Annotated in this window: 16 protein-coding genes; 5 read left to right on the top strand and 11 right to left on the bottom strand. The window is 64.8% G+C overall.

Annotated elements, in window-relative coordinates; translation table 11 throughout:
- Positions 1 to 104: 104 nt before the first annotated feature.
- Complete coding sequence (locus CH271_RS23865; RefSeq protein WP_179273422.1) at positions 105 to 575, top strand: YdeI/OmpD-associated family protein; 471 nt, start codon at positions 105 to 107, stop codon at positions 573 to 575.
- A 32-nt stretch (positions 576 to 607) separates the two neighbouring features.
- Here the strand turns inward: CH271_RS23865 and CH271_RS23860 are convergent, their stop codons facing one another.
- The 5 genes from CH271_RS23860 to CH271_RS23845 all read right to left on the bottom strand — a co-directional run bounded on the left by CH271_RS23860 (position 608) and on the right by CH271_RS23845 (position 4718).
- Positions 608 to 1312, bottom strand: coding sequence for a M50 family metallopeptidase (locus CH271_RS23860; protein ID WP_094635159.1), 705 nt, complete (start codon positions 1310 to 1312; stop codon positions 608 to 610).
- A 94-nt stretch (positions 1313 to 1406) separates the two neighbouring features.
- Positions 1407 to 2363: an acyl-ACP desaturase gene (locus CH271_RS23855; RefSeq protein WP_094635158.1), complete on the bottom strand. Its 957-nt coding sequence runs from the start codon at positions 2361 to 2363 to the stop codon at positions 1407 to 1409.
- Positions 2364 to 2491: 128 nt separating this feature from the next.
- Positions 2492 to 2926: a GtrA family protein gene (locus tag CH271_RS23850; RefSeq protein WP_371828466.1), complete on the bottom strand. Its 435-nt coding sequence runs from the start codon at positions 2924 to 2926 to the stop codon at positions 2492 to 2494.
- Positions 2927 to 3090: 164 nt separating this feature from the next.
- A complete protein-coding gene (locus CH271_RS29010) occupies positions 3091 to 3258 on the bottom strand; it encodes a hypothetical protein (RefSeq protein WP_170945796.1) in 168 nt (55 codons plus the stop codon).
- Positions 3259 to 3332: 74 nt separating this feature from the next.
- The gene (locus CH271_RS23845; RefSeq protein WP_094635156.1) at positions 3333 to 4718 is read right to left on the bottom strand and encodes a maltokinase N-terminal cap-like domain-containing protein; all 1386 of its coding nucleotides are present in this window, start codon (positions 4716 to 4718) and stop codon (positions 3333 to 3335) included.
- A gap of 157 nt (positions 4719 to 4875) precedes the next feature.
- Here CH271_RS23845 and CH271_RS23840 point away from each other — a divergent pair, with 157 nt between their 5' ends.
- Positions 4876 to 5640 carry a pirin family protein gene (locus tag CH271_RS23840; protein ID WP_094635154.1) on the top strand — a complete coding sequence of 255 codons (765 nt, stop codon included), beginning with the start codon at positions 4876 to 4878 and terminating at the stop codon, positions 5638 to 5640.
- Between the two features lie 111 nt (positions 5641 to 5751).
- On the top strand, positions 5752 to 6228 hold the full coding sequence (locus CH271_RS23835; protein ID WP_230596528.1) for a DUF4190 domain-containing protein: 477 nt from the start codon (positions 5752 to 5754) through the stop codon (positions 6226 to 6228).
- 16 nt (positions 6229 to 6244) lie between these two features.
- Here CH271_RS23835 and CH271_RS23830 read toward each other — a convergent pair whose 3' ends face one another.
- From CH271_RS23830 to CH271_RS23815, 4 genes are all read right to left on the bottom strand, one after another.
- A complete protein-coding gene (locus CH271_RS23830) occupies positions 6245 to 7363 on the bottom strand; it encodes a GGDEF domain-containing protein (RefSeq protein ID WP_094635152.1) in 1119 nt (372 codons plus the stop codon).
- Between the two features lie 105 nt (positions 7364 to 7468).
- Positions 7469 to 9052: an ABC transporter permease gene (locus CH271_RS23825; protein WP_256986527.1), complete on the bottom strand. Its 1584-nt coding sequence runs from the start codon at positions 9050 to 9052 to the stop codon at positions 7469 to 7471.
- Positions 9049 to 9927: an ABC transporter ATP-binding protein gene (locus CH271_RS23820; RefSeq protein ID WP_094635151.1), complete on the bottom strand. Its 879-nt coding sequence runs from the start codon at positions 9925 to 9927 to the stop codon at positions 9049 to 9051. The genes CH271_RS23825 and CH271_RS23820 overlap by 4 nt, the downstream gene beginning before the upstream one ends.
- Positions 9924 to 10538 (bottom strand): TetR/AcrR family transcriptional regulator, encoded by a 615-nt coding sequence (locus CH271_RS23815; RefSeq protein ID WP_094635345.1) that lies wholly within the window; start codon positions 10536 to 10538, stop codon positions 9924 to 9926. The genes CH271_RS23820 and CH271_RS23815 overlap by 4 nt, the downstream gene beginning before the upstream one ends.
- 54 nt (positions 10539 to 10592) lie before the next feature.
- Here CH271_RS23815 and CH271_RS23810 point away from each other — a divergent pair, with 54 nt between their 5' ends.
- Positions 10593 to 12551 carry a M13 family metallopeptidase gene (locus tag CH271_RS23810; RefSeq protein WP_094635150.1) on the top strand — a complete coding sequence of 653 codons (1959 nt, stop codon included), beginning with the start codon at positions 10593 to 10595 and terminating at the stop codon, positions 12549 to 12551.
- Between the two features lie 33 nt (positions 12552 to 12584).
- The gene (locus tag CH271_RS23805; RefSeq protein ID WP_037196141.1) at positions 12585 to 13895 is read left to right on the top strand and encodes a cytochrome P450; all 1311 of its coding nucleotides are present in this window, start codon (positions 12585 to 12587) and stop codon (positions 13893 to 13895) included.
- Here CH271_RS23805 and CH271_RS23800 read toward each other — a convergent pair.
- Together CH271_RS23800 and CH271_RS23795 are read right to left on the bottom strand one after the other, a co-directional pair.
- Positions 13873 to 14952, bottom strand: coding sequence for an ABC transporter ATP-binding protein (locus CH271_RS23800; RefSeq protein WP_094635148.1), 1080 nt, complete (start codon positions 14950 to 14952; stop codon positions 13873 to 13875). The genes CH271_RS23805 and CH271_RS23800 overlap by 23 nt on opposite strands.
- Positions 14952 to 16277 carry an ABC transporter substrate-binding protein gene (locus CH271_RS23795; RefSeq protein WP_094635146.1) on the bottom strand — a complete coding sequence of 442 codons (1326 nt, stop codon included), beginning with the start codon at positions 16275 to 16277 and terminating at the stop codon, positions 14952 to 14954. Before CH271_RS23795 ends, CH271_RS23800 begins: the two co-directional genes overlap by 1 nt.
- Positions 16278 to 16302: the final 25 nt, after the last annotated feature.

The following is a 16302-nucleotide window of genomic DNA, read 5'->3' as shown; positions in this document are numbered from 1 at the left end:
GGCGAGGGGGTTCGATACGGGTCTCCTTTCTGCGGAGATCACTCGATATGCTGCAGTCTCAGGCGACATTTCCTTCAGCGGTGTATCGACGGTGCGAGGCAATCGTGAGTGACAGCATTCGATTCGACGGAGTGCTCGAGCCGATGACGTGGGGCAAGAACACGTACACGATCATCCGTGTTCCGACTCGATTGGTCGAGGCAGCGGAGCGGTGGCCGACTCGCCGGATCGACGGTTCGATCGACGGGCTGAGTCTCAATCTCGGTCTCAACAAAGCAGATTCGAATGTGATGCCCGGGTCGTTCGTCTACATCGGTGCAGGCCTTCAGCGCCGATTGGGCGTCCACCCCGGTGATCTGGTGTCGTGTGAGTTCGAACCGGCCGATCCCGATCTGGTACCTGTCCCGCAGGATGTCGCGGAGGCTATGGAGACGGCGCACTGCACATCCGCGTGGGAGCGGAAGCGGCCGAGCGAGCGTCGTCAGTTGTTGATGCCCATCGACAACGCTGCGCGAGAGCAGACCCGCGCAGACCGCGTAGCGCGACTGGTCGGGATGTTGACGGAAAATCCATGACCGGACAGTCGAGGCGCCCAAGCCGCCCTCCGTCACTGCACCGGAACGAGAATTCTCCACGCCCCCAACGCCAATGCGCCGACGGTCACGAGCAGGAACAGGCCGACCCAGACGATGCCGGGAAGGAAGGTCAGCCGGGCCAGTTGATCGGCGTCGGAGTCCCGAGCCCGTCCTCCGCTGCGGGATTTCTGCAGTTCGAGAACGGGGCGCGGACCGGCGATCAGCAGGAAGAACGTGATGAAGTACGCCGCGGCGACCTGTTGCTCTCCGGTGCCCCACCAGGACACCACGAACAACAGTCCACCAACGGTGACGAGGGACAGCAGTCCGTAGATGTTGCGAATCATCAACAGCATCAACGCAATCGAGATGATGCCGATCCACAACACCGCCGACGCTCGCTGTGTGCCCAGCACCAGAGCGGCACCGAGGCCGAGAAGCGACGGCCCGACGTAGCCGGCGAACGTCATCGCGATGACGCCGAGGCCGGTGGGCTTGCCCTTGGAGATGGCGACGCCGGAGGTATCGGAGTGCAGTCGCAGCCCCATCAGCTGTCGGCCGGTGATCAGCGCGACGAACAGATGCGCGCCCTCGTGCGCGATGGTCACGACGTTGCGTGCGATCCGCCACGTCTGCGGCAACACGACGATGACGAGTGCAGCCAGGGCAGCGGCTTGGACGATCCACACCGGTGGATCAGGACTCACCGCGGAAATGCGGTCCCAGAATTCGTTCACACCACACCCTATGTGAGCGGTGAGGAGTGGAGCCTGCAGGAACGACCAGCGACACTTCGGAGCAGGCTACGAAGTTCCGCTCACATCGGTCACGTCAGGACGCGCGCGACTCGGCCTTCGCACGTTCGCGGGCGAGGGAGCGATCGCGCATCTCCTCGAACTTGGTGGCCTGCCGCTCGAGGTCTTCGAGGAATGCGGCGAGTTCTTCGCGCTTGTTCTCACCGCGTGCGGTGAAGTCGTTGCGCTCGAACACGCTCCACTTGCGCAGCACCGGCCAGACGACGTCCTCGAGGTGCTGACGCAGGTCGTAGATGCCGTGCTTGGCCATCAACACACCGTTGCGGCGGAAGTTCGGCATCCCCGCGCCCGGCATGACGAAGTTCATCACGATGTCCGAGACAGCCTGCAACGTCTGGTCGGGAGAGATGTCCATCGCCGCGCCGGTGATGTTCCGGTAGAAGATCATGTGCAGGTTCTCGTCGGCGGCGATGCGCTGGAGCATGCGGTCGGCGATCGGATCGTCGCAGACCTTGCCGGTGTTGCGGTGCGAGACGCGCGTCGCGAGTTCCTGGAAGGTCACGTACGCGACCGAGTGCAGCAGACCGACCCCCGCACCGGCGGGCGAGACGTACCCGTTGGTCATGTGGATCATCCGGGCCTCTTCGAGAGCGACGGGATCGACGCCGCGGGTGACGACGAGGTAGTCGCGCATAACGATGCCGTGCCTGTTCTCCTCGGCGGTCCAGCGACCGACCCAGGTCCCCCAGGCACCGTCCTGGGAGAAGTTCTCGGCGATCTCACGATGGTAGGACGGCAGGTTGTCCTCGGTGAGCAGGTTGGTGATCATCGCGGCCTGTGCGACGTCGGAGAGCTTGGACTGCTCCGGGTCGTAGTCCTGGCCGCCGAGTGCGGCGAAGTTGCGACCTTCGTCCCACGGAACGTAGTCGTGAGGGTGCCACTCCCGCGCCATCGAAATGTGACGGTTCACATTGTCCTCGGCAGTGGGCACCAACTCTTGCAGAAGCTCGAGCTGTGTCAGATCCCTGGCCATCGAGATGCCTCCTCGCGTTGACGTCAGCTCGCAAGCCTAGGGCGATACGTGCGTGACGTGTGGAGCCTTGCCCGGATTCTGTTAGAGGTAGCAATCGACGTCCGCACGGAATGGTGCGACGTCACAGCTCAGCGAGCAGCGAGAGTGGAACCCGAGGACGCGAGCGTCGCCGGACGGAAGACCCAGCCACGGAGAGCGAGGAACCGGGCGGCTCCGAAGATGCCGCCCACAGCGATGACGACCAGAACCTGGACGTACGTCGGCGCTGCCGGGAACAGGATGTGCACTGCGGCCAGTGAGGCGGTACTCAGACCCAGCCCGATCAGGGCGAGTCCCCCGGCTTCCCACTGCGTCTGGAACCAGCCCACACGACCGGCCGCATGAAAGGTGTGACGGCGGTGCAGCTCGTTGGCAAGGACGGTACTTGCGGCCACACCTGCAAGGTTGGCAGTGAACGATCCGAGAGAAGCGAGTGCGACGAACAACAGGGCGTACACACCGTTACTCGACACCCCGACGATCACGAAGCGCGTGAACTGAGCGAGCACCGACTCCCCGAGCATCCGCGACCTGATGCGAGGCGCACAGCCCGCCGACCCGGACGAAGCCGGGACTTTCAGGGCAGTGCTCACGAGGACTCCAGTTGTAGAACCGGAAGCGTCGGTCGGCGCTTCGACTCGATACAACTCCGCCCGCGAACGAATCGGTCTCGGACGTGACGGAAGTCTCAGGCCTTGGTGGAACTTTCTTCCCGAGCGCGCTTCTTGCGGTCCAGGTCGATGTTGAGACTGTCGGGCTTGATCGATGCGACGAACAACACCGCGACGAGCACGACCACTACGACGATGGTGATGACGACCACCGCGATGCCGAAAATTGCCAAAATACCGTTCATGTCCTGCCTCCCGTGTCAGGCAATACGGTACTTGTCGTAGACAGTCCGGTCGACGTGCACCCCCAGCTCACCGCTCAGCTCACCAGGCGCGCCACAGCGCGCATCGGCAACGACAGCCAGGTAGGCCTGTTGCGAGCCTCGTACAGAACCTCGTACACGGCCTTGTCCAACTCGTATGCGCGCAACAGGTCGGCCTCCTCGCGGGGATCGTGCCCGGCCACCGAGGCGTATCCGTCGAAGAATGCCGAAATACTGCGGGCCGCCCACTTCTCGGCCCGCTCTCGCGCCGTCCGGTCCTCGGGCAGATCGACCAGCAGGTGGTTGGCCGCATAATCGAACGAGCGCAACATTCCGGCCACGTCACGCAGAGCGCTGTCCATCTGCCTGCGCTCGGCCAAGGTCTTTGCCGGCTCACCCTCGAAATCGATGAGCAACCACCGTTCCGGCGTGCCCAGCACCTGACCCAGATGCAGGTCACCGTGGATGCGCTGCACCGTGGTGCTGTTCGACGCCTCCGCTCGCGAGATCAGAGCGCTCGCCGCCGGGATGTACTGCGCGATCTCCGGCACCACCCGTGCCACTCCCGAGATGCGGGCGAGGATCTCCTCGACGGCGGTAGATTCCACCGACCGTTCGGCGGTACCCAGCACCGCCGCCAGGTCGTGGTGTACCTGCGCCACGGCCGCTCCGATTCGAAATGCGTCGGGCGCGAAATCGGCGGGCAGGTCTTCGATCGGCGTCTGCGGGGAATCGAACACCTCTTGCACGCTGGCCAGAGCCGCGGTCCAGCCCTCGGCGGAGTTCGCGGCGAAATCCTGAGCCATGCCGAGGGTCGTGGGTTCACCGCCGACTTCGGCCTCGAGCCAGCCCCGAAGTGGTGCGACGTTGACGCTCCCCGCCTCTGCCAGCGCGCGATGCAGTTCCACATCGGGGCTGATCCCCGGCGGCACCTGACGAAACAGCTTGAGCAACAGTAGATCACCGAGAATCACCGAGGTATTGGACTGCTCCGCCCCCAGAACCCGACCGCGCAGACCGCTCGGCACACTCGAACCGTCGACGATCTTGAATTCGATGCTGCCCGTGGCCTTTCCGGTGGCCAGAGCATCTCCGTACAAGCCGATGATCTCGGGGTCGCGCAAACCGTCGAACACGGCCACGTCTCCCGCCACGGGCAGTACCCACGGCCGGAGGTCGTCGGTCAGTTCGGTCCGGAACCCGAGGGGCACCTGGTAGGTCTGTGTGACGGCCGCGCCGTCCTGCGTCAGCTGCACCTCCACCAGCAGATGCTCGGCCGCGAAATGTGGCTCGTCCCGGAGCACGTCGCGCGCGACGATCCGCACCGCACTCACGGTCGAACCCTTTGCGCCGAACCACCGTTGACCTGGCAACCACGCCGCCAGAGCATCCTCGAGCTGGGGTTCGACCGTGCGTGCCACACTCGAGCTGGAACCGACCATGAGAATGTCTCGCCGCCTTCTTCGGAGTTTGCGGAGCTTGTGACCGTACGCAGCGAAACCTACCCACTCCCAGCGACGCCCACACACCGACCGCAAAGACACCCGAACGTTATGCAGGTCGTACGCCGGTGCACAGACATGCTCGTAGAGTGGTCACATGTCCGCTCCACTGACCGCCCACATCGACGTACACCGCGCCGGTGATCGATCGAAAACCCGTGTGTCCTGGCTGGACTCGAAACATTCGTTCTCCTTCGGCCAGCACTACGACCCCGACAACACCCATCACGGACTGTTGCTGGTCAACAACGACGACATCGTCACTGCCGGTCAAGGTTTCGAGACACATCCGCATCGCGACACGGAGATCGTCACCTGGGTGATGCAGGGTTCACTGGTGCATCAGGATTCCATCGGGCACTCCGGAATCATCCATCCCGGCCTCGCGCAACGGATGACAGCGGGCAAGGGCATCCTGCACTCCGAGAAGAACGATTCCTGGAGCATCGACGGCAACAAGCACACCGAGCCCGTTCGCTTCGTGCAGATGTGGGTGCTTCCGGACAGCCCCGGTGCCACTCCCGGATACGAACAGCTCGAGATCGGCGACGAATTGCTGCGTGGAGGGTTGGTCACCGTCGCGTCGGGGATGGACAAGCATCGCGGTCAGGCTGCGATCGGGATTTCCCAGAAGTCGGCTGCGCTGCACGCGGCAAGGTTGTTGCCCGGAACCTCGGTGACGGTGCCCGACGCCCCGTTCGTGCACCTGTTCGTCGCGCGCGGCATCGTCACGCTCGAAGGTGTGGGCGATCTCTGGGAGGGCGACGCAGTCCGCATGAGTTCGACTGGCGGACAACGCATCACCGCTACCGAGCCGGCCGAGGTGCTGATCTGGGAGATGCATTCACGTCTCGGCGGTTGACCTATACGTTCGATGACAAGTTGATCACGGGAGCACGTGGGTCCTGTGCGCACAGGAGACACCCGCATACACTCCCAGCGTTCACGATCGCCGATTTCGGAGGTATTCAACGTGTCGAATCAGAATCCGCCGCCCGGAAACTATCCCCCTCCCGGAAACTATCCTTCACCCGGTGAGTACCCCCAGCAGGGCGGGTATCAACAACAGCCGACAGCGCCGAAGAACACCGTCGGCACGGTGGCTCTGGTCCTGGCGATTCTGGGCGTGTTGTTCTCCTGGACGATCGTCGGCGGAATCCTTCTCGGCCTGATCGCCATCGTTCTCGGCTTCGTCGGACGGTCCAGGTACAAGAAACGCACCGCCACGAACGGCACCGTGTCACTCGTCGCGATCATTCTCGGTTTCGTGGCGGCAGCACTGTCGATCGTTCTCGTCGTCGTCGGCGTCGGCCTGTTCAACGCAGTCGGTGGACAAGACTTCACCGACTGCATCAGCAACGCAGGCAGCGATACTGCAGCGCAACAGCAATGTGCCGACGAGTTCCAGCAGAACGTCGAGAACCAGTACGACGACTCGACACCGAACTGAGTCGCGGCCGAGACACTTACGTCTCGGTGCCTGACGGAGTCCGGTCGCCTCGGCGCGTCGAACCCGCCACGATCACCTGATTGCCACCCTGCTGCTTGGCTTCGTACATCGCCGCGTCGGCTCGTCGCAGCAGCAGCGTGGTGAGTTCGACGATGTCGAAGCCGATGTCCTCGGCAATCGGGTACGTGCAATGCGCGACGCCTATGCTCACCGTCAGCGGTGCGGGGTCCTCCGCGGAATGCGCGGCACACCGATACGTCTCGGCCAGTGCGAGGGCCTCGTTATCGGCCGATTTGGTCACCACCGCGAACTCCTCACCGCCCACCCGCGCGACCAGCACACCGTCCGTCGTCAGCCGACGTGCGATCAGCTGCAGGGCCGCGTCCCCCTGGTGGTGACCGAATCTGTCGTTGATCGACTTGAATCGGTCCACGTCGACGACCATCACCGACACATCGGTCGCACCGAGGAAATACACCGGCAGTGCCTCGTCGAGCCCTCGTCGGTTGCGTACCTGAGTGAGCGGATCGAAGTTGGCCGCCTGCGCTTGGACCTGCAGTTTGAGGAGCAGGTACTGAAAGAACGTCGGGCCCATGAACGTGATGGGCACGAGCACGACGAGTTGGGCGATGGCCAGGCCCTGATCGGCGTCGGGCGACGACAGGATCAGCACGAAGAACAGCGTCACGGCCGTTCCGGCCCACAGCAGATGCAGCGCCATGACTTTCGGGCTGTGGAAGAGCTGAACGTAGACGCTGTTGGCTGCGAGCATCGCGAGGGCCAAGAAGACGGTCTGAGGCGATCCGTAGGACAACAGAATCAGCGTTACCCCGATGTCCGAGTACGCGGCGAACAACATCGACACCCGCTTCGACGGCCACGGAGCCTTCAGCCAGGCGACACCGACCAGCAGCGTCGACACGATCGCCACGACGAAGACCGTCCTACCGATCGCAGAGGTCGGCGGGGCATCGGTGAGGAACAGCAACGCGGCTGCGCCGAGTCCGTACAAGAACGTGCTCAGAGAAGCAGCGAGGCGATACGGTGCGAGCGCACCGTGCAGCTCGAGGTAGCTCACCACCGACTCGTAGCTGTGCGGCTGGTTCCACCACGTGCGCAGGAATGTCGATTGCACGTAACCTCCATGCGCGTTCGGCTCAGAGATCACGGAACCGACAGGACGCCACCATGTAGGACCGGGCCGGACAAATCGGCCACCGCCGATGCTATCCGACCGCCGTCACCCTCGGATGCCTCTTTGTCGGAACGCTGTGAAACCTCCCATACCGACGACGATGGCGACCACGACGAGCCAGCCGATGGGCGCGAGCGCGAATGCTGCTCCCGGCAACCGCGGAACGTGAGTGAAGGGCGAGAGGTCGAGCCACGGCTGCGGCAGGCCCACCACCGACCCGACCTGGCCGAGGGCGACGAAGCCGCCGAGAACGGCCCACAGGACGGTCGCGAATCGAGGGACAGCGCCGAACAGGGCCACGCCGATGGCCGTCACCACCCACACGGCAGGCAACTGACCCAATGCGCCGAGCAGGACCGATGGCAGTTCTTCTGCAATATCGCCGGTGGCCGACCCGTACGTCAGGCCGATGGTGACGCCCACGACCAGAAGCAGCCACGCCGGGCCGAGGACGGCGAAGAGTAGATGACCTGCCAGCCACCGCAGGCGCGAGACACCGGTGGCCAGCACGATCTCGGCGAGGCCCGCCTCTTCCTCGCTGTGCAGCCGCAGTAGGGCCGAGACCGAGTAGGCCGCAACCACCACACCGACGATGCTCAGTACAGCGGCGATGAACGATTGTTCGATGGTGCTGCCACCGAACTCCTCCAGCGCATCCGTGATGGCGTTGCTGCTGCCGAGTTGCCCACCGATGCCGTGCGCAGACGAACCGATGGTGATGCCCAACAAGGCGATGCCGACGGTCCAGCCGAGAGTCGCCCCACGAGTGAACCGCCAGGCGAGCGCAACCGGCCCGGCCAGTGACGGTGCGGCCTCGTTGCGGCCGCGGCGTTCGGCCACCAGTCCACCACCGAGATCGCGACGCTCGGCGGCGGCGAACGCGGCGGTGAGAAGCACCCCCGCGGTGGCCAGTGACATCAGCATCGGCCACCACCTCTCCTCGGCGAACGGTCGAACCTGCGCCGACCAACCGATCGGCGAGAACCACGACAGGGTGCCCGAGCCTGCGTCGCCGATCGCCCTCGCGGCGAACGCCACGGCCAGCACACCGAGGGCGTAACCGCGGGCCGCCCGCGCCCCCGACGCCACCTGTGCCGCCACTGCCCCACAACCGACGAAGACGAGGCCGACCACCGTGACCGACGCCCCGTACGCGAGGCTCCCGGCCACCGGGAGGCCGAACGCCGCCAGCGAGATCGCCGACACTGCGCCCGTCGCCGCCACCCCGATGCCCGCCAACGCGATCGCCGCGGCCAACCCGGCGTAGCGCCCCACCGCCGTCGAGCCGATCAGCTCGGTCCGACCCGCATCCTCCTCACCTCGGGTGTGCCGGACCACGGTGAGGATCGCCGCCAGCGGAACCAGCGCCAGTACCGCACCCGAGCGCCACGACACCAGAGCCCCCAGATCGCTGCCGAAGATGGGGCCGACGAGCGCGGCCTGCGCAGGCGTCGACAGGGTGCCGAGGTAGAAGGCCTGGCGATCCGCCGCCGTCGGATACAGACCCTCGAAGCTGACCGCATACAGCAGCGGCAGCGCCCCGAGCAGAACGATCCACACCGATGCCACCACACGATCGCGGCGCAGATACAACCGCAGCAACGCGCCCGTCCCGGTCAGGGCATTCATGCGTAGTACCTCAGGAACAGTTCCTCGAGCGTCGGAGCGGAACTGACCAGGCTGCGAACCCCGGCGTCGGCCAGTACGTGCATCGTCGCCGCAAGGGCGTCGTTCTCCACCGTGCAGGTGACGGAGGATCCCGCGACTCGAACTTCGGACACCCCCGCGAGTGCGGCGAGACCGTCGGGCATGCGTTCGAGATCGGCGGTGACCGTCGTGCGAGACAGGTGGCGCATCGAGGCCAGCGTCCCGGTATCGACCGTCCGCCCCTCTCTGACGATGGTCACCGAACTGCACAGCGCATCCACCTCGGACAGGATGTGCGACGACAACAGCACCGTGACTCCGCGTCGGGCAGCATCTTTCACGCAGTCGCCGAAGTGCTGCTCCATCAGCGGATCGAGTCCCGAGGTGGGTTCGTCGAGGATCAGCAACTCGACGTCGGAGGCCAGAGCCGAGATCAGCGCAACCTTCTGCCGATTGCCCTTGGAGTAGGTCCGAGTGCGCTTGCCGGGGTCGAGGGAGAACCGTTCGAGCAATTCCGCGCGGCGGGCGGTGTCGATTCCGCCGCGCATCCGGCCGAGCAGATCGATCACTTCACCGCCGGTCAGCGACGGCCACAGAGTCACGTCACCCGGGACGTAGGCCAGGCGTCGATGCAGCGCCACAGGATCGGCCCACGGGTCTCTGCCGAGCAAGCGCACCTTTCCCGACGTCGCGCGGACGAGACCGAGCAGCACCCGAATCGTCGTGGATTTACCGGCCCCGTTGGGGCCGAGGAACCCGTGCACCTCACCGGTCGGTACGTGCAGGTCCAGTCCGTCGAGCGCCCGGACCGACCCGAAGGTCTTCACCAGCCCGTTCACGGAGATCGCCTCGGTCATGACGTGGCCTCCAGATAGGTGTGCAAAGCCTGGGAGTCGGTGAACAATCCGTCGGTGTAGAGCTCGAGCGCAGGAAGGGTGATCTCGTCACCGAGCGCGCTCAGGGCGTCGCGGAAATCGACGTCGGGGCCGGCCATCTGCACGTACAACAGCAGTCCGCCGACGTTCTGTCGCGTCAGGAACCGGGCCCGGGCCGCGGGGTCTCGACTGGGGGTGAAACGGCCGTCGCGGACACCGTCCTCGATGTAGCGGACGGCGTCGTCGACCATGTGCTCGAACAACTCTCGCGCCAACGTTCCGCCTGCGGCGAAGCTCCGCACGATGTAGGCGACGAGCGGCGCGTACTCGTCGATACGGGCGAGCTGTTCCATCATTCCGGCGGGGGCGGACGATGCTGCCTTCGACTCGCGGATCACCCGCAGGACGTGCTCGTCGCACGCCGTGCGCAGGCCGTCCTTGGACCCGAAGTGGTGATTGAGCAGCCCCGGCGAGACACCTGCCGCCGTGGCGATGGACCGCACGCCTGCGGTGAAGCCGTGGGAGCCGAAGACGCCGATCGCGGTGTCGCGGATTCGAGCCCTGGTCGTGAGATCCTCCGATGCTGTACGCATGTACAGCACATTAAACACCCGTTCAATCAAGCACAAGAGTGTAAAGATGGACGGATGACTTCAGTAGTGAACTCGGGCATCGATCTCAGCTACCAGGACGAGAACACACGCGCGCAGGACGACCTGTTCGTGCACGTCAACGGCAAATGGCTCGAGGAGTACGCCATCCCGGCCGACCGCGCCGTCGACGGCGCATTCCGCACCTTGTACGACCGCGCCGAGGTCGACGTCCAGACCATCATCGAAGAGTCGGCCGATGCGAACCCGCCCGCGGGCAGTGACGCACAGAAGATCGGCGACCTGTTCTCGAGCTTCATGGATGCCGATCGCGCGGAGCAACTCGGCGTCACCCCGATCGCCGACGAGCTCACCGCCATCTCCGACGCAACCGACCTCGTCACCCTCGCAGGCGTTCTCGGCTCCCTGCAACGCACCGGCGTCGGCGGTGCCATCGGCCACTACGTCGACACCGACGCCAAGCAGTCCGATCGCTACCTCGTGCACTTCAGCCAGTCCGGTATCGGTCTGCCCGACGAGTCGTACTACCGCCAGGACGAGTACGCCGAGATCCGCTCGAGCTACCTCGAGCACATCTCGAAGATGTTCGCGCTCAGCGGCATCGAGTACGACGCACAAACGGTCTTCGACCTCGAGCAGAAGATCGCCGCAGGCCACTGGGACGTCGTCGCCAGGCGTGACGCCGAGAAGAGCTACAACCTCGTCGACTACGACACGTTGGTCAAGAACGGTGCCGGATTCAACTGGGCTGCATGGATTTCCGGGCTCGGCGCAACCACCGAGCAGTTCGCCGAGATCGTGGTTCGGCAGCCTCCGTTCCTGAGCACGTTCGTCTCGCTGTGGAATTCCGAGGACATCGAAGCGTGGAAGGCGTGGCTGGCCTGGCGCGTCGTGCATTCACGGGCACCGTTTCTGACGAGCGCGATCGTCGACGAGAACTTCGCGTTCTACGGAACGACGCTGACCGGTACCGAAGAGAACCGCGAGCGCTGGAAGCGTGGCGTCTCCCTGGTGCAGGACGTGCTCGGCGAGGCCGTAGGCAAGCTCTACGTCGAACGCCACTTCCCGGCCGACTCCAAGGCGCGGATGCAGGTGCTGGTCGACAATCTCACCGAGGCCTACCGCCGCAACATCTCCGAGCTCGAGTGGATGAGCCCGGAGACTCGGCAGAAGGCGTTGGACAAGCTGGGCAAGTTCACCCCCAAGATCGGCTACCCCGACCGGTGGCGCGACTACTCGGGTGTCGAGATCGTCGCCGACGACCTGCTCGGCAACTACCGCCGCGGCTACACCGCGGACTACCAGCGCGACCTCGACAAGCTCGGCGGCCCGGTAGACCGTGACGAGTGGTTCATGACGCCGCAGACCGTCAACGCCTACTACAACCCCGGCATGAACGAGATCGTCTTTCCCGCAGCCATTCTGCAGCCACCGTTCTTCGACCCCGAGGCCGACGACGCGGCCAATTACGGCGGTATCGGAGCCGTCATCGGCCACGAGATCGGTCACGGATTCGACGACCAGGGTGCCAAGTACGACGGTGACGGCAACATGGTCGACTGGTGGACCGACAGCGACCGCACCGAATTCGGCAAGCGCACCACGGCACTGATCGAGCAGTACAACGAGTTCGAGCCCAAGGCACTGCCCGGCCACAAGGTCAACGGCGAGTTCACCATCGGCGAGAACATCGGCGACCTCGGTGGACTCTCGATCGCGGTCGCCGCCTACGAGATCTCGCTCGAAGGCAAGGACGCCCCGGTGCTCGACGGCCTGAGCGGGCTGCAGCGCGTGTTCTTCGGGTGGTCACAGGTGTGGCGTACCAAGGCGCGCGATGCCGAGGCGATCCGTCGACTCGCCGTCGATCCGCACTCGCCGCCGGAGTTCCGCTGCAACGGCGTCGTACGAAATCTCGACAGTTTTCACGAAGCCTTCGACGTACAGCCCGGAGATGCGCTGTACTTGGACCCGGGGAAGCGCGTCAGGATCTGGTAATTCCGCGTAGGGCAATGGGGAGGGAATTCAAGGATGAGGGAATACGTACGCTGGCTTGCTGCTCACGGGGTCATTCGGTTCGCGGCCAAACGAGCAGCGGCCGCGGGCGATCCGCAGGCGATGCTGGTGGCCGATCCGGCGACGCGGGCCAATCCGACGCCGGTCTACGAGAAGCTGCGCGCCACCGCACCGCTGGTGAAGACTCGGATCTCGAACATCACCGTGCATCACCGGGTGGCGTTCGACCTGCTGCGCTCGGACGACTTCCGCGTCACTCAGCTCGGTGCGACCCTTCCCGGTCCGATGCGGTGGGTCGAGGAGCACACCAGATCCGGCGCACTGCACCCGATCCTGCCGCCCTCACTGCTCTCGGTCGAACCGCCTGACCACACCAGGTACCGCAAGCTGGTGTCCTCGGTCTTCACTGCCCGCGCGGTGAAGAAGATGCGCGATCAGGTGCAGGAAACGGCGGACGCTCTGCTCGACGAGCTGTCCGACGGCTCTCCGGTCGTCGACATCGTCGATCGCTATTGCGCGCGACTGCCGGTCGCGGTCATCGGGCGCATCCTCGGCGTTCCCGAGGAGGAGAATCAACGAGTCCTCGAGTTCGGCGAGATGGCCGCACCCAGCCTCGACATCGGATTGTCGTGGTCCCAGTTCAAGCAGGTCGAGCGTGGGCTGATCGGGTTCGACGCCTGGCTCTCGGAGCACATCGCGGAGCTACGCCGCAATCCCGGTGACGATCTGATGAGCCAGCTGATCGCCGCGAAGGACGAGGGCATCGGCCTCAACGACGAGGAGCTCAGGGCCACCGCAGGTTTGGTGTTGGCCGCAGGGTTCGAGACGACGGTCAATCTGCTCGGCAGCGGCATCCGACTGTTGCTCGACCATCCCGACCAACTGGCTGTGCTGCAACAGGATCCGTCGCACTGGCCCACCGCAGTCGACGAGATGCTGCGGATGGAGTCTCCCGTGCAGCTCACGGCCCGCATGGCCAAGCACGACGTGGAGGTCGAGGGGGTGACGGTGCACGAGGGCAAGCTCGTCGTGCTGGTGCTGGCAGGCGCCAATCGGGATCCGCTGGTGTTCGAGGACCCCAATCGCTTCGACGTCACCCGCGCCAATGCCGGTAAGCACCTGTCGTTCTCGGGAGGGCGTCACTACTGCCTCGGTGCTGCACTCGCCAAGGCCGAATCGGAAGTGGGCCTCAAGACCTTGTTCGATCGGTTCCCTCACCTGCGGACGGCAGGCGAGGGAACCCGTCGCAACACCCGAGTCCTACACGGGTGGGCCACTCTCCCGGTGGATCTCGGCGAGCCGGCTACGACAACCGCAGGCCGGTAACGGAGTCGAAGAAGAACAGCTCGTCGAGCCGGGGCACCAGTCGAATCGTTTCGGCCAGTGCGATCGACAGCTTGCGATCGACTCGGACCGAGATTCGTCCGGATGTGGTGGTCCACCCGCCGGTCGTACTGGGTGCGGAAGCGTAGACGAACGATTCCGCGCCCAGTTCCTCGATCAGCTCGACGGTCAGTTGCAGGCCATTGCCGTCGCCCACCAGGTCCCACGATTCCGGTCGCACGCCGACAACGACGCGCTCGCCCGCCGCGGACGGGACGGGAATGCGCAACTCGCCGAGTACGGCCGCACCGTCGCGCACGGGGGCGTCGACGAGGTTCATGCCGGGTGATCCGATGAATCCCGCGACGAACGTGTTGACGGGATTGTCGTACAACTCCCGCGGAGCTGCGATCTGCTGCAGTTTGCCGTCGAGCAGTACCGCGACCCGGTCACCCATGGTCATGGCCTCGACCTGATCGTGGGTGACGTACACCGTGGTGGTGCCCAATCGTCGCTGCAGACCGGCGATCTGGGCTCTGGTCGACACCCGCAGCTTGGCGTCGAGGTTGGACAGCGGTTCGTCCATGCAGAACACCTTGGGCTGACGCACGATGGCGCGCCCCATGGCCACTCGCTGGCGCTGGCCGCCGGAGAGCTTGCCGGGTTTACGACCGAGCAGCGGCTCGAGCTCGAGCATCTTCGCCGCGTCGAGTACTCGTGCTGCGGTGTCGGACTTGCTCATTCCGGCATTGCGCAGCGCGAAGCCCATGTTGTCGCCGACGGTCATGTTGGGGTACAGCGCGTAGTTCTGAAACACCATCGCGACGTCCCTGGCCCGCGGTGCCAGCGAGGTGACGTCCACTCCGCCGATGTCGATGTGACCGCTTTCGACGGACTCGAGACCGGCGAGCATCCGCAGACTCGTCGACTTCCCGCAGCCCGAAGGTCCGACGAGAACGATGAATTCACCGTCCGCGATGTCGAGTTCGAGGTTGTCGACAGCGAGCGAATCGGCACCCGGGTACCGGTGCGAGACACCGGCGTAGTGAACGGCGGCCATTACTTCGGCAGCTTCGGGGTGATCTGGCGGTCGATGATCTGCTGCAGTTGATCCGAAATGGACGCGAATGTCGTTGCGACATCGGCATTCTGCAGCGCGATCTGCTCGAGTCCACTACCGATGATCTTGTCGCCGCCGGGAACGAACACGCGGGCGTAATCCTGCGAGCGAGTCAGCGCCAGTTGGTCGACGGCCGTCTTCGCGTTGGGGTTCGCCTCGAGGAATGCAATCTCCGACGGGTCCTGCTGCGCAGACTTGCGGACCGGCATGTAGCCGGTGTTCTGGGAGAAGTAGGCGGTGTTGGCACCGTTGGTGACGAAGTCGATGAATTTGAGTGCGTTCACCTTTCGCTCGTCCGAGATCTTCGCCGGGATGGCGAGGCCGGCACCACCGGTGGGGCAGCCGGGGGTGCCGTCGGTAGCCGGCAGGAAGGCAGTCCCGAACTCGAACGCGGCTCCGGCCTTGATCGTGGACAGGTCGCCGGTGGAGGCGATGGTGGACGCGAGGATGCCCGCGGCGAAGTCGTTGGCGATGTCGTTGGACACCGCTGCGTACTTCTTCGTGTGAATCATGTCCTGCAGGAACTTGCCTGCCGCAATGGTATTGGGGTCGTCGAACTTCAGCTCGAACTGGTCGGAGTACGACCCGTCGAACGTCCAGATCGGTCCCTCGAACGTCCATCCGAGGTAGTCGACGGCATTACCCCAGCCGTGGGCGAGCTTGCCGTCTCCGACAACGGCCTGGATGCGCGGGCCCCATTCGTCGAATTCCTGCCAGGTGGCCGGTCCGCGATCGGGCAGTCCGGCCTGCTGCCAGACGGCCTTGTTGTAGTAGAACAGCGGCGTCGAGCGCGCGTACGGCAATGCCCAGTGGCTGCCGTTCCAGTTGTAGTCGGCCAGCAGCGAATCCACGTAATCGGACTGGTCGACGCCTGCTGCGGAGAAGTGCTTGTCCAGTGGCTCGATCGCCCCGGTGAGCGCGTAGTTGAACCACCAGACGTCCGAGAGCACGACCACGTCGGGCACGTCGTTGCCGGAGAGCGCCGCGTTGAACTTCTGCGACACCTCCTCGTAGTTCTTGCCGCCGTCGATGAGATTGACCGTCAGGCCGGGGTTCTCGGCCTGGAAGCGCGAGATCAGTTCCTTCTCGAATTCCTGGGACTTGCCCGGGTGGTTCGACCAGAAGTTGATGGTGTTCGCATCGCCTTCGACAGCCTCGCCGCCCGACCCGCCCGATCCGGGGCCGCTGCACGCCGCGAGGGCTGCGGCGGCCGCAGCTGCGCCGGTGAGCGTGAGGAAGCCACGCCGATTGATGATGTGTGCCATGGTGTTCGACTCCTGATAGTGAGGT

Origin of the sequence: Rhodococcus sp. 05-340-2, assembly GCF_002258915.1 — a bacterium.
Lineage (GTDB): Bacteria > Actinomycetota > Actinomycetes > Mycobacteriales > Mycobacteriaceae > Rhodococcoides.
The sequence above is the reverse complement of the archived record's forward strand: the minus strand, read 5'-3'. Positions and strand labels throughout refer to the sequence as shown.

What these genes read in the sequence shown, in the direction of transcription:
- CH271_RS29010 (WP_170945796.1), bottom strand. Translation starts at nt 3,258, where the DNA reads ATGAACGGTATTTTGGCAATTTTCGGCATCGCGGTGGTCGTCATCACC.
- CH271_RS23815 (WP_094635345.1), bottom strand. Translation starts at nt 10,538, where the DNA reads ATGCGTACAGCATCGGAGGATCTCACGACCAGGGCTCGAATCCGCGAC.
- CH271_RS23855 (WP_094635158.1), bottom strand. Translation starts at nt 2,363, where the DNA reads ATGGCCAGGGATCTGACACAGCTCGAGCTTCTGCAAGAGTTGGTGCCC.
- CH271_RS23805 (WP_037196141.1), top strand. Translation starts at nt 12,585, where the DNA reads ATGAGGGAATACGTACGCTGGCTTGCTGCTCACGGGGTCATTCGGTTC.
- CH271_RS23840 (WP_094635154.1), top strand. Translation starts at nt 4,876, where the DNA reads ATGTCCGCTCCACTGACCGCCCACATCGACGTACACCGCGCCGGTGAT.
- CH271_RS23810 (WP_094635150.1), top strand. Translation starts at nt 10,593, where the DNA reads ATGACTTCAGTAGTGAACTCGGGCATCGATCTCAGCTACCAGGACGAG.
- CH271_RS23850 (WP_371828466.1), bottom strand. Translation starts at nt 2,926, where the DNA reads ATGCTCGGGGAGTCGGTGCTCGCTCAGTTCACGCGCTTCGTGATCGTC.
- CH271_RS23795 (WP_094635146.1), bottom strand. Translation starts at nt 16,277, where the DNA reads ATGGCACACATCATCAATCGGCGTGGCTTCCTCACGCTCACCGGCGCA.
- CH271_RS23845 (WP_094635156.1), bottom strand. Translation starts at nt 4,718, where the DNA reads ATGGTCGGTTCCAGCTCGAGTGTGGCACGCACGGTCGAACCCCAGCTC.
- CH271_RS23800 (WP_094635148.1), bottom strand. Translation starts at nt 14,952, where the DNA reads ATGGCCGCCGTTCACTACGCCGGTGTCTCGCACCGGTACCCGGGTGCC.
- CH271_RS23820 (WP_094635151.1), bottom strand. Translation starts at nt 9,927, where the DNA reads ATGACCGAGGCGATCTCCGTGAACGGGCTGGTGAAGACCTTCGGGTCG.
- CH271_RS23825 (WP_256986527.1), bottom strand. Translation starts at nt 9,052, where the DNA reads ATGAATGCCCTGACCGGGACGGGCGCGTTGCTGCGGTTGTATCTGCGC.